The sequence below is a fragment of the Paenibacillus montanisoli genome, assembly GCF_003268025.1.
Classification (GTDB): Bacteria; Bacillota; Bacilli; order Paenibacillales; family Paenibacillaceae; genus Paenibacillus_Z; species Paenibacillus_Z montanisoli.
This window is the reverse complement of sequence record NZ_QLUW01000001.1, coordinates 1,613,001-1,624,822: the sequence shown is the minus strand read 5'-3', so window position 1 is coordinate 1,624,822 and position 11,822 is coordinate 1,613,001. Positions and strand designations below refer to the sequence as shown.

Annotated in this window: 12 protein-coding genes; 2 read left to right on the top strand and 10 right to left on the bottom strand. The window is 54.4% G+C overall.

The genetic code is table 11. The annotated features are described in order from the left end of the window. Positions 1-38 precede the first annotated feature (38 nt). Together rnz and metH are read right to left on the bottom strand one after the other, a co-directional pair. Entirely contained in the window at positions 39-971 is a 933-nt protein-coding gene (rnz, locus tag DL346_RS07250) for a ribonuclease Z (RefSeq protein ID WP_112881341.1), read from the bottom strand. Positions 972-1,060: 89 nt separating this feature from the next. Further along, entirely contained in the window at positions 1,061-4,498 is a 3,438-nt protein-coding gene (gene metH / locus DL346_RS07245) for a methionine synthase (protein ID WP_112881340.1), read from the bottom strand. A gap of 151 nt (positions 4,499-4,649) precedes the next feature. On the opposite strand from metH, the gene DL346_RS07240 reads away from it, so the two are divergent. Next, positions 4,650-5,186, top strand: a complete 537-nt coding sequence (locus DL346_RS07240) for a 1,2-dihydroxy-3-keto-5-methylthiopentene dioxygenase (RefSeq protein WP_112881339.1) — start codon at positions 4,650-4,652, stop codon at positions 5,184-5,186. A 60-nt stretch (positions 5,187-5,246) separates the two neighbouring features. Here the strand turns inward: DL346_RS07240 and DL346_RS07235 are convergent, their stop codons facing one another. The 5 genes from DL346_RS07235 to DL346_RS07215 all read right to left on the bottom strand — a co-directional run bounded on the left by DL346_RS07235 (position 5,247) and on the right by DL346_RS07215 (position 8,398). Then, positions 5,247-6,032 (bottom strand): HAD family hydrolase, encoded by a 786-nt coding sequence (locus DL346_RS07235; protein WP_112881338.1) that lies wholly within the window; start codon positions 6,030-6,032, stop codon positions 5,247-5,249. A gap of 26 nt (positions 6,033-6,058) precedes the next feature. Then, positions 6,059-6,577, bottom strand: a complete 519-nt coding sequence (locus tag DL346_RS07230) for a hypothetical protein (RefSeq protein ID WP_112881337.1) — start codon at positions 6,575-6,577, stop codon at positions 6,059-6,061. Between the two features lie 44 nt (positions 6,578-6,621). Then, complete coding sequence (locus DL346_RS07225; RefSeq protein ID WP_112881336.1) at positions 6,622-7,617, bottom strand: aldo/keto reductase; 996 nt, start codon at positions 7,615-7,617, stop codon at positions 6,622-6,624. A 32-nt stretch (positions 7,618-7,649) separates the two neighbouring features. Continuing rightward, positions 7,650-7,847: a DUF896 domain-containing protein gene (locus DL346_RS07220; RefSeq protein WP_112881335.1), complete on the bottom strand. Its 198-nt coding sequence runs from the start codon at positions 7,845-7,847 to the stop codon at positions 7,650-7,652. A 173-nt stretch (positions 7,848-8,020) separates the two neighbouring features. Beyond that, on the bottom strand, positions 8,021-8,398 hold the full coding sequence (locus DL346_RS07215; protein ID WP_112881334.1) for a LysM peptidoglycan-binding domain-containing protein: 378 nt from the start codon (positions 8,396-8,398) through the stop codon (positions 8,021-8,023). A 188-nt stretch (positions 8,399-8,586) separates the two neighbouring features. Between DL346_RS07215 and lexA the strand changes: the two genes are divergently transcribed. Beyond that, positions 8,587-9,207 carry a transcriptional repressor LexA gene (gene lexA, locus DL346_RS07210; RefSeq protein WP_112881333.1) on the top strand — a complete coding sequence of 207 codons (621 nt, stop codon included), beginning with the start codon at positions 8,587-8,589 and terminating at the stop codon, positions 9,205-9,207. Between the two features lie 80 nt (positions 9,208-9,287). Here lexA and DL346_RS07205 read toward each other — a convergent pair whose 3' ends face one another. From DL346_RS07205 to DL346_RS07195, 3 genes are all read right to left on the bottom strand, one after another. Next, positions 9,288-9,881: a hypothetical protein gene (locus DL346_RS07205; RefSeq protein ID WP_112881332.1), complete on the bottom strand. Its 594-nt coding sequence runs from the start codon at positions 9,879-9,881 to the stop codon at positions 9,288-9,290. A gap of 132 nt (positions 9,882-10,013) precedes the next feature. Next, the gene (glnA, locus tag DL346_RS07200) at positions 10,014-11,342 is read right to left on the bottom strand and encodes a type I glutamate--ammonia ligase (RefSeq protein ID WP_112881331.1); all 1,329 of its coding nucleotides are present in this window, start codon (positions 11,340-11,342) and stop codon (positions 10,014-10,016) included. Positions 11,343-11,373: 31 nt separating this feature from the next. Next, positions 11,374-11,784 (bottom strand): MerR family transcriptional regulator, encoded by a 411-nt coding sequence (locus tag DL346_RS07195; RefSeq protein WP_112881330.1) that lies wholly within the window; start codon positions 11,782-11,784, stop codon positions 11,374-11,376. Positions 11,785-11,822 lie beyond the last annotated feature (38 nt).

The following is an 11,822-nucleotide window of genomic DNA, read 5'->3' as shown; positions in this document are numbered from 1 at the left end:
ATATCGGCGGGATGCTTCGAATCGTTTGGATGATTTACCTATTCTCTTGCCGGCCGCTTGATCGGAAACTCGGCAAAATCGGCCGCGGCCTCCGTATTCGCGAATATATGCCGCGCGTCGGCCACAAGCTCCTGCACGGCCGCATCGTCGAACCGCGAGCTGAAATGCGTCACGACGAGCCGTTTGGCGCCGGCCGCCAATGCGATTTCAGCCGCTTGCCGGAACGTGGAATGGCCGTAATTGGCAGCCTTCTCCTCCATGCCGCCGGCAAAGGTCGCCTCGTGAACGACAAGATCGGCGTCCTTCGCGAGCGTTACCGCATTATCGCACGGCTTCGTATCGCCGAGAATCGTGACAATCCGTCCCGGCAGCGACGGTCCGACGACATCAGCGGGCGTAAGCGTCCGGCCGTCCTCGAGCGTAACGGCTTCCCCCCGCTTGAGCTTGCCGTACAGCGGTCCCGGACGGATGCCCATGTCAGCGAGCGCGGCCAAGTTGAGCTGTCCCAGCTGCGGCCTCTCGATGATTCGGTAGCCGTAGCACGGCAGGCGATGCTCCAGCTCCGCAGCTTCGACGACGAACCGGTGATCCGACGAAATTTCGCCCGGCGTAACCTCGATAACGTCAAGCTCATAGCCCAAATGTACGCCGCTGTAGCGGAAGATGCATTCCAAATAGGCTTTCAGCCCCGCGGGTCCGAATACCTGCAGCGGCCCGGCTCCTTCAAAGTACGTCCGGCTGCTCAGCAGGCCCGGCAGGCCGTACAAATGATCGCCGTGCAAATGCGTGATAAAGATGCGTTCCATTTTATTCAGTTTCAGTCCGCTGTGCAGAAGGCGGTGCTGCGTGCCTTCGCCGCAATCGAACAGCCAGAATCCGCATTGCGGCTCCGGGAGACATAGGGCAACCGATGTGACATTGCGCGTTTTGGTCGGCCTTCCCGCGCTCGTGCCGAGAAATTTAAGCTGCATGCATCCTCCCTCCAATCCTCACTCTATAACAATACCCTCCAAAGCTGTGGCTTTATACCATAGCTCGGAGGGTAGTGATCATTTTACGCTTACGCTTTCTCCACGTTAAAATATTGCGCTTCCGGGTGAGCGAAGACCATCGCGGAAACGGACGCTTCCGGCTCCATCATGAAGCCTTCCGTCAGCTGAACGCCGATATCTTCCGGCTTCATCAGCTCGAACAAAGGCTGCTGGTCCTCCAAATTCGGACATGCCGGGTAGCCGAACGAGACGCGGATGCCTTGGTAACGCGCGCCGTGGCGCTGCTTCATCGTCATTTCCGGGTGATCCGGGAAGCCCCAAATGTCGCGCATCATATGATGGACGCGTTCCGCAAGTGCTTCTGCAACCTCTAACGCAACGGATTGCAGAGCGTGCGAGCGCAAGTAGTCGCCATTGTCCTTCAGCTCGCTCGCCTTTTCCCGCACGCCTTCGCCTGCGGTAACGACGAGGAACCCAACGTAATCCATGACTCCGCTCTCAACCGACTTGAGGAAATCCGCCAAGCAGAGATATGGCTCCACTTGCTGCCTTGGGAACGTGAAGCGTTTGATTTCAACGCCCGGGTTCTCCGGATCATAGATGATGATATCGTTGCCCGATGATTGCGCCGGGAAGAAACGGTACATCCCGTGCGCGTGTAGCAAGCCCTTCGAGGCATCGGCAAGCAATCCGTCAACCGTCGCTTTAAGGTTCACGGCCTTGTCGTTGCCCTCGGCCAGCAGCGCATCGACGTTGCCCTTTAAACCTAGGTGATGGCCAAGGAGCATCTGCATATTGATGTACGGCACAATATGCGGAATCGGCACATTCCGGAGCACGTGGCGGTCCGTATCCGGCGGGATATAGACAGGCGCGTCGGTCGATACATTCGATTTCACCGCTCGCGTCAGCTCCGGCAGCGGCTTCTTCTCGGCTTCTTCGGCATAGCCGGAAGCTTTCAGCGCAGCCATTTCTTCCTCGTAGATGCGGCGGCGATCCTTGTCCATCAGCTTGTTCGCGATATCGAGGCCGTCCATGGCGTCCTTGGCGTACAGCACCAAGCCGTCGTATTCCGGTCCGATGCGGTGCTTGGTGAACTTCCGCGTCAGCGCCGCGCCGCCGACCAGAATCGGCGCGTCGATGCCCGCGCTTCGCAAGTCTTGCGCGGTAAGCACCATTTGCTGAGCCGATTTGACGAGAAGTCCGGAGAGGCCGATCGCATCGACAGGCTCTTTCCGATACGCCTCGATGATTTGCTCAGGCGGTACCTTGATGCCGAGGTTGATGATTTTATAGCCATTGTTGGACAAGATGATTTCTACCAGGTTTTTGCCGATATCGTGCACGTCGCCTTTAACCGTAGCGAGCATGATTTTGCCCTTCACGGCCGACTCGGTCTTCTCCATGAACGGCTCCAGGTAAGTAACGGAAGCTTTCATGACTTCTGCGCTCTGCAGCACCTCGGCCACGATCAGCTCGTTGTTGTTGAATAGACGGCCGACCTCTTCCATCCCTTTCATCAGCGGCCCGTTGATCGTATCAAGCGGCGAATATTTCGTCAGCGCTTCATCCAGGTCCGGATAGAGCCCTTCCTTCGTCCCCTCGACGACATAAGACGCAAGTCGCTCCTCGAGCGACAGGTTGGATACCTTCTCTTTCTTCACGACCTTCTTCTCGCGAAAAGCCGCCACGAACGCAGCGAGCGTATCGTCGTTCGTGTTGAAGATGAGATCCTCGGCAAGCTTGCGTTCATCTTCCGGAATGGACGCATATCGCTCCAGCTTTTCCGTGTTGACGATCGCATAATCAAGGCCGGCCTTGGTCGTATGGTACAGATAGACGGAATTGAGCACCTCGCGGCCCGCATCCGGCAAGCCGAAGGAAATATTGCTGAGTCCCAGAATCGTCTTCGCCTTCGGATACTTCGCTTTAATCATTTTAATGCCTTCGATGGTCTCGACCGCGGAGCCGATATACTGCGGATCGCCGGAGCCGACCGGAAACATATTCGGGTCGAAAATAATATCTTCCGGGTTCATGCCGTATTTCTCGGTCAGCAGCTCGTACGAGCGCGTCGCGACTTCCATCTTCGCTTCGCGGGACACCGCTTGGCCGCGTTCGTCGATTAGAATGCAGACCACGGCAGCCCCATAGCGGTGAATAAGCGGCAAAATTTTCTCGAACTTCGATTCGCCGTCTTCGAGGTTAATGGAATTTATGATCGCTTTGCCTTGCGAATATTTTAGCCCCAGCTCAATGATATGATCATATGTCGAGTCGAGCATGAGCGGCACCTTAATCTTCTTCACGACCTCCGGCAGGAACTGGTGAACGGCATACGCCTCGTCGATATCCGTGTCCTGAAGGTTGATATCGATAATGTGCGCCCCGCCTTTGACTTGCGATCGGGCAATTTCCGAAGCTTCGTCATACTTCTCTTCTTTGATCAGACGCTTAAATTTGCGCGAGCCGGAAATGTTCGTCCGTTCGCCGATCATGATCGGGCGGTTGTCTTCTTCAATGTAGACCGTTTCGATGCCCGATACGGCCGGCGGATGCTCGCCCTGCTTTGTACGCGGCGCGTAATTCGCCAGCGTTTCGGCTAGGGCGCGGATATGGTCCGGCGTCGTTCCGCAGCAGCCGCCCGCGATATTCAGCCAGCCCTGTTCGGCAAAAGCGGCAACTTTCTTCGCAAGCGATTCCGGCGATTCGTGATAGTTCCCGTTCTCGTCCGGCAGCCCCGCATTCGGATAACAGCTGATCGCCGAATGGGCGATCGCGGAGAGCGAGCGGATATGGTCGCGCATGAATTCCGGTCCGGTCGCGCAGTTAAGTCCGATCGAGATCGGCTTCATATGCTCCAAAGAAATATAGAACGATTCAATATTTTGACCGGCAAGCGTCGTGCCCATCGGCTCGATCGTGCCGGAAATCATAAGCGGCAGCGTTTGGCCCGTCCTCTCGTAGGCCTTGTGGATCCCGATCGTGCCGGCCTTTACGTTCAGCGTGTCCTGCGATGTTTCGAGCAGCATGGCGTCTACGCCGCCTTCAATGAGCGCAACGGCTTGTTCGTAGTAGCTCTCGACCAGCTCGTCGAAGGTGACGCCGCCTGTGACGGAAAGTGTTTTCGTTGTCGGTCCGAGCGCTCCGGCCACATAGCGAGGCTTGTCCGGCGTCGAGTATTTATCCGCGGCGGCACGGGCTAGCGCGGCGGCAGCGAGGTTGATCTCCCGCGCTTTCTCCGGTATATCGTATTCGGCAAGCACGACGCTAGTCGCGCCGAACGTATTCGTTTCCAAGATGTCTGCGCCTGCAGCCAAATATGCCTCGTGGATGCCTTGGATGACATCGGGACGCGTCAGAACGAGCATTTCATTACAGCCGTCCAGCTCGTCGCCGCCAAAATCTGCCGGCCCCAGGTTCGCCTGCTGGATCATCGTGCCCATTGCGCCGTCAAGGATTAGAATCCGTTTCGCGAGCATTTCCTGCATTGTCGGTTTCGTCAAAAGATGCACTTCCCTTCCATATACGCAAAAATCATTTCCCTATACTCTACCAGAATTCCCCCCCTGTGCAAAGAACCTTTTCAGGACATTGGATTTGTTCTATACTTATTCTGATCGGAATTACGATTTATGCGAAAAGAGGGATTGTACGATGGCTGAAATTCGAGTACGCACAACGGGCGAACGCATTTCCGGCGAGGAAAACGTCCGCGCCTTTCTAGAGAAGCAAGAAGTGCTTTACGAGCACTGGGACGCAAGCAAGCTTCCGGCCGACCTACATAACAAATTCGTTCTGAACGATGAAGAGAAGCAAACGATACTGAACACGTTCGACGCCGAAATTCGCGATCTGGCCGCACGCCGCGGTTACCAGATTTGGGATGTCATCTCGCTTTCCGACGCGACGCCGAACATCGAGGAATTGCTCAAGAAGTTCGAGCAGATCCACACGCATACCGAAGACGAAATTCGCGGTATCGTAGCGGGCCGCGGGATCTTCATCATTAAAGGCGACGAGCAAACCGGCTACTTTGACGTTGAGCTTGAAGCCGGCGACGTCATCTCCGTGCCGGAGAACAAAGCCCACTTCTTCACGCTGATGGATAACCGCGAGATTATCGCAGTGCGCCTGTTCATCGAGAAGGACGGCTGGATTGCGAATAACATCGAAGATCCTACTTTCGTATAGGCGAATACAAAAAGACCTGTCCGCGGACAGGTCTTTTTTATGTGCTCTGTGAGCCGAGCGCTATACAAGCAGCGGCAGCAGCTCCTCCAGATGCTTGATTTCATGGGATGGAATGATTTCATCCGAACGCTTCATGCCGTGGCGGTTAATCCATACGGAAGTCATGCCGATCGTATTGGCGCCAAGAATATCCGTCGTCAGCTTGTCCCCCACCATAATGCCGTGCTCCGGCTCAATGCCGAGACGCTCCAGCGCATGATGGAAAATAGCCGCCGCCGGCTTGCCTTGACCGAACTCGCCGGAAATAATGACGTGATCGAAATAAGGAACGATATCCGGTACGCCGGCCAGCTTCTCGCGCTGTAAATCCGGCGACCCGTTCGTGAGCAGCAAGAGCTTATACTTGCCTTTCAGCTGGTCCAGAACGGCGAAGGTTTCGTCGTACACATAAGGGCGTTTGCGGCGTTCAGCCGGAAACTGTTCGGCCAGTTGAGCGCCTAGCTCGGGATTCTCGATGCCAAGCGACTTCAGGCCGCGCGTCCAAGCTTCGCGGCGATAGGCTGGAGCAAGCTGCTGCAGTTTGCGGAACTCTTCCTGCTCGCCTTCCAGGAAGTTTGCCCATAGCCCCTCGAATGGATTGATGCCGATCATCTTCGTGAACGGGAACGTTTCGTACGATTCATAGAGCGCCCGGGCTTCGCGGCGAACCGCATCCTCCAGCTCCTTCGCGTTCACGCCGGTCTGCGCCGCGGCAGCTTCGCAGGTCGCTTCGAACGCTTCCTGCACGCTGCGGTCGTCCCATAGTAAAGTATCGTCAAGATCAAAGAGAACTGCTTGTTTAGCCATGATGTTGTCTGCACTCCGATTCCGGTTTATTTTTCATTAAAAGCAATGCCATGCTGCGCGCAGAACGCACGTAAGCGATCCGCCATTTGATCCGTCGGGAAACGGTTAATCACGCGGGAGAACACCCAGTTGCCGCCTTTATGCTGCTCCACGACGATGTAGCCCTTCTGAGCGGAAATCGCCTTGATGTTGTTAGCGTAGATCGAACGATCCCCCGTGAAACGGCGGGAACGGACAAAATCGCTGCCTACCGACAGATACGGACGGCGAAGCATAAACAGCAGCGCTAGAACAATGTAACACCCAACGGTAACCCAGAACATCGTGCCGGTTTGTTCATACGCCTCTGAGCTGACCGTGACGATGACGTAGAACAGGATAAAAAGCAGCAGGAATGCCGGCATCAGATAGCTTCTGCCTTTAAAGGTATCCACCTTCTCGGCGCTTGATTTGGCTGCCATTAGCGGTGCCTTGCCCAGCTTCTTGCGCTGTTTGTTAATTTGTGCTTGGTTCTTCTGTACTTTGCGTTCCCACGATCGAGACAATGATGTTCCTCCTTCATAATCCTGAGGCAAAGATAGGCCTCTGTTTACAGCTGCGGAAACGGTCTGGCGAACTTCGCGATAAACCGGTTCGGGTATTCGCTCGGCAGGGCGCTTATCTCATCCAGCCTGTTCCATACCGCATCCGGCATCGTCCAGCCGGCCGCTCCCATATTTTCTTCGAATTGCTCTAAGGTGCTTGCGCCGAAGATCGGGGATGTAATACCCTTCCGTTGAAGCAGCCATGCGAGAGCAATCTGCGCCGGGGTCTTGTCCAGTTCTTTCGCCGCGCTCCGGACGGCCTCCAGCACGGCAAAGTTATTTGCCGTCGCCCGGTTCTGCCAGGAGCTCTCGCCTTGCTTGGAGGTCAAGCGGCCGCTCGTCGGCTCTTCATTCGTATAGCGTCCCGTCAAGAACCCGCCGCCAAGCGGCGCCCACGGAATAATGCCTACATTCTCTTCCAAGCATAGCGACAGCATCTCACGGTCCATCTCCCGGCTAACGAGGCTGTACTGAGGCTGGATCGAGACGAAACGGACATACCGGTTCCAGTCGCTGACGGCCAGCGACTTCATCAGCTGCCAAGCAAAGAAGTTGGAGCAGCCGATATAACGGACCTTGCCTGAAGCAACCAAATCATCGAGCGCCCGAAGAGTCTCTTCGATCGGCGTCGCATGATCCCAAACGTGAACCTGGTAGAGATCGATATAATCGGTTCCGAGACGCTGCAAGCTGGCATCCACAGCATCCATAATATGCTTGCGCGAGACGCCTGCGCCGTTTGGATGATTCGATGTCGCGAATCTAACCTTCGTTGCAAGGACGGTTTCCGGACGGCGCGACTTGATCGCTTTGCCGACGATTTCCTCGGAGCGCCCGGATACATAAACGTTCGCCGTATCCAAAAAATTGCCGCCCTTCTCGAAGAACCGATCGATCATTTCAATGGAGTCGGCCTCGCTCGTCGTGTTGCCGAACGTCATCGTTCCCAAACAAAGCTCAGATACTGCTAGTCCGCTTCGACCAAGTAAACGGTATTTCATTGGCACAAGTCCTCCCCTTCGATTGACCGTTATTAGTGCTTGATTGAATCTTCCCCGTCCTCTTCATCTTCCACATATTTGATGTTATCCAGTTGATTGCGGAAATTGCGTTTGAAATTATCGAGATAAATGCGGCGAAGCTCATCGCGTTCGATCAATTCTTCCGGCGTCAACCCTACCGATTTGTTCTTTCTGGATAGTTCGTTGATTCGGGCGATAATCTTTTCCATAGTTGCACACTCCCTTCCTGTTTCGGCCAACATGTCATTCTTTACTTTGACATTTTGAGCCGCCCATTGTCAAGGCGATTCGGGCCTGTTATATAGACTATGAAAACGGCATAGAAAAAAGCCTGAGCAGTTTAACTCAGGCTTTCGTCCATCACATGAACGTGCTAATTCAATTATTCCGCAGGAACGATCAGCGATTGTCCCGTTTGCAGCGTGCTGGTCGATAAATTATTGCGCTTCTTCAAGCTGTAGACGACATGGCGAATATCTTCGCCTTCCTTGCGAACGCGGCTGGCAATATTCCAGAGCGTGTCGCCAGCGCCTACAACGACGATCCGCTCCGAAGCGGTCGGTTCAGCCGGGTGCTCGCTGTTTGCCTGGCTTGTCATGATCGTCAATCCCGTGAAGAGCAGTACGAAAAACAGCGTTGCGACCCCTAGTCTCAGTAAAACGCGTTCAGCCCTTCTCTCTTTCCCTGTGCGATTGTTAGAACGTGAATTGCGAGTCGTACCTTTATAAGTAGAAGAGTAAGTGGAGATCGTTGTCATCATCTTCAGCACCCCAAACGTTTGTTCTGTATTTGTTGAATTCAGAATAACACGAACGCTTGTTTGCGGTCAAGCGCTATTGGAACATTTGTTCGCAAAAATATGCGAACCTGTGTTTCTCGAACTTATGTTTGTACGAACTCCGGTTCTATGCTATAATTTGACACAAATGAATCTTTGGAGTGATTCCGATGTCGAAACTTTCAAACCGCCAACAGGCGATACTAGAATTCATCAAGACGGAAGTACGCGAGAAAGGCTATCCGCCTTCTGTTCGCGAGATCGGCGAAGCAGTCGGACTCGCATCCAGTTCGACCGTCCACGGCCACCTTGACCGCCTGGAGAAGAAAGGCCTGATCCGCCGCGACCCGACGAAGCCGCGCGCCATCGAGATTTTGGACGGAGAGGACAACGAGATTCCGTTCCCGCTCGCGATTGCCAAGGTTCCCGTTGTCGGTAAGGTAACCGCCGGCGTGCCGATTACGGCGACGGAGAATATTGAGGATTACTTCCCGCTGCCTGCCGATAAGGTAGGTGACCACAACGTCTTTATCCTCAACGTAATAGGGGAAAGTATGATCGATGCGGGCATTCATAACGGCGATTATGTAATCGTCCGCCAGCAGCAAACCGCTTTGAACGGCGATATCGTCGTCGCGATGACCGAAGATGACGAAGCAACCGTTAAGACGTTCTATCGGGAGAAGGATCACATCCGTCTCCAACCGGAGAATGCCACGATGGAGCCGATCCGCCTGCGTAATGTTTCCATTCTCGGCAAAGTCATTGGCCTTTTCCGCGACATCCACTAATAAACGCGCAAAGGGGCATGCCTCCTCGCTGCAGTTGCAGCGAGGAGGCATGCCCCTTTCTAAATTCCACGCGATGTCAGCTAACCTACAATTTCTCGGAATAATAAATGCCGGTACGTAAACTTGCTGCTGCTGTACTTGAAGCTTAAAGCAGCGCCGGAGAACTCGATGCGAATGGATTTGAGTGCGCTTGCCGTTATTTTCTGTCGAAGCAATATTCTTAACCGCGTGAGCTTGTTGCCGTTGATCGCCGCAGCGACCGCCGCCGCATAGCACGAGGACGATGCCAGCGCCCTATAGAAGGGCAGCGCCGCTCGCGCGATCGCCCGATGAATCGGCGTCGAGAACGTAAATTGCGTCGTGCCGGGCGGAATCGTTGTTCCGACGGAATACTGAAGAACCGGATCCGGAAAATCGAAATCGAAGAAATAGCCGATGGCGTTCGTCGAGAAGCCGTTCAATTTCGCTCCCGGCACAGCCAGTTTGAACAATGCGCTCAGCGTATCCAAATCCGCCGTCCGCACCGCCTTGGACCATTTCAGCGCATACGTGTAATTCACCGCAATTTTCTTGAAGAAGGGCACCATCGTCGCTGCGATATGGGACAGCATCGGTCCGGTTAGCCGAAACGGCTCATTTGCTGATGCCGCCCTTTTCTTCGCTTTCCGCGTCATGTCCGCCACCTGCTTTCGCTTCACGTTGTTGTGGCATTGTATGCATGAGCCGGCGTACAAGTGCGGATGCCCCTATCCATCCCTATATTGCAAAAAATCCCTGCCGCCAGTAGGCGGCAAGGGATTTCGGTTCTAGAACAAGGTCAAGTATTGATCGCGTTCCCACTCGTGGATTTGCGTGCGGTACATATCCCACTCGATTTCCTTAAGCTCGTAGAAGTGCGCGAGCGCGTGCTCGCCAAGCGCATCACAGATGACTTCGCTGCGGATCAGCTCCGTCAGCGCTTCTTTCAGGTCATCCGGCAAGCTCGGAATGCCTTCTTCGATCCGCTCTTCGTCAGTCATTACATAGATGTTGCGGTCTGTTGGAGCAGGCAAAGGCGTCTTGTTCTTAATTCCGTCAAGACCTGCTTTCAGCATAACGGCAAGTGCAAGGTACGGGTTAGCCGCCGGGTCAGGACTGCGGACTTCGATCCGCGTGCTGAGGCCGCGGGAAGCCGGAATCCGGATCATCGGGCTGCGGTTGCTCGCCGACCATGCCACGTAGCAAGGCGCTTCATAGCCGGGAACCAAACGCTTGTACGAGTTGACGGTAGGGTTCGTGATCGCCGCAAACGCGCGTGCGTGATTCAGTACGCCAGCCATGTAATGGCGGGCGGTTTGGCTGAGGCCAAGTTTGTCGCTCTCATCGTAAAACGCGTTCACGCTGCCCTTGAACAGCGACTGGTGACAGTGCATGCCGGAGCCGTTTACGCCGAACAGCGGTTTAGGCATGAACGAAGCGTGCAGGCCGTGCTGGCGCGCGATCGTTTTCACGACGAGCTTGAAGGTTTGAATTTGGTCGGCTGCCTTAATCGCATCCGCATATTTGAAGTCGATTTCGTGCTGCCCCGGCGCCACTTCATGGTGGGAAGCTTCGATTTCAAAGCCCATTTCCTCCAGCGTCAATACGATTTCACGGCGGCAGTTCTCGCCGAGATCCATCGGAGCAAGGTCGAAGTAGCCGCCCTGATCGTTCAGCTCGGTGGTCGGGTTGCCCTTATCATCGGTCTTGAATAGGAAGAATTCCGGTTCCGGTCCAACGTTCATCGCGGTATAACCCATTTCCTCCGCTTCCTTCAATACGCGCTTCAAAATGCCGCGCGGATCGCCGGCAAACGGCGTGCCGTCAGGCATATATACGTCGCAAATCAGACGGGCGATACGATCTTCCGCGACCCAAGGGAAAACGACCCATGTGTCTAGATCCGGATACAGATACATATCGGATTCTTCGATCCGTACATAGCCTTCAATGGACGAACCGTCAAACATCATTTTGTTATCGAGCGCCTTTTCCAGCTGACTGACCGGGATTTCGACGTTCTTGATCGTTCCCAGCAAATCGGTGAACTGAAGACGAATAAACCGGACATTCTGTTCTTTAGCAATGCGTCTGATGTCATCTTTGGTGTAGCTCACAGAATCATCTCCTTAAAGCCAGGTAGTGGAATTATTTTTTGTTATAGAAACGGGACAGCTGGCCTTGAATCATCGAAGCCTTACCCGGTCTCTTCTCAATCAGTTGCTGCTTCAGCAGCCGATGCAGCTGCGCATCGGAGAGCTCACGGCGCTTCACCTCGGACAGCTCGCTAACGACGGTAGCGTCTTCGGATTCCTTGGATACCGGATTCATGACTTGCTTAATGCCCGCAATATTAACGCCCTTCTCGATTAACGATTTAATCTCAAGCAGCCTCTCAACATCGTTGAACGAGAACAGCCGCTGGTTGCCGGACGTACGAGCGGGTACAATCAGTTCGTGCTGCTCGTAGTAACGGATTTGCCTCGCGGTCAAGTCGGTCAACTTCATGACGATGCCGATCGGAAAAAGCGCCATATTTCTGCGTATTTCGTCACCCATGTCGCATCAACCTTCCAGTTTCTGATATATGCTTCCAT

What these genes read in the sequence shown, in the direction of transcription:
- rnz (WP_112881341.1), bottom strand. Translation starts at nt 971, where the DNA reads ATGCAGCTTAAATTTCTCGGCACGAGCGCGGGAAGGCCGACCAAAACG.
- DL346_RS07240 (WP_112881339.1), top strand. Translation starts at nt 4,650, where the DNA reads ATGGCTGAAATTCGAGTACGCACAACGGGCGAACGCATTTCCGGCGAG.
- DL346_RS07235 (WP_112881338.1), bottom strand. Translation starts at nt 6,032, where the DNA reads ATGGCTAAACAAGCAGTTCTCTTTGATCTTGACGATACTTTACTATGG.
- DL346_RS07225 (WP_112881336.1), bottom strand. Translation starts at nt 7,617, where the DNA reads ATGAAATACCGTTTACTTGGTCGAAGCGGACTAGCAGTATCTGAGCTT.
- DL346_RS07220 (WP_112881335.1), bottom strand. Translation starts at nt 7,847, where the DNA reads ATGGAAAAGATTATCGCCCGAATCAACGAACTATCCAGAAAGAACAAA.
- DL346_RS07215 (WP_112881334.1), bottom strand. Translation starts at nt 8,398, where the DNA reads ATGATGACAACGATCTCCACTTACTCTTCTACTTATAAAGGTACGACT.
- lexA (WP_112881333.1), top strand. Translation starts at nt 8,587, where the DNA reads ATGTCGAAACTTTCAAACCGCCAACAGGCGATACTAGAATTCATCAAG.
- DL346_RS07205 (WP_112881332.1), bottom strand. Translation starts at nt 9,881, where the DNA reads ATGACGCGGAAAGCGAAGAAAAGGGCGGCATCAGCAAATGAGCCGTTT.
- DL346_RS07195 (WP_112881330.1), bottom strand. Translation starts at nt 11,784, where the DNA reads ATGGGTGACGAAATACGCAGAAATATGGCGCTTTTTCCGATCGGCATC.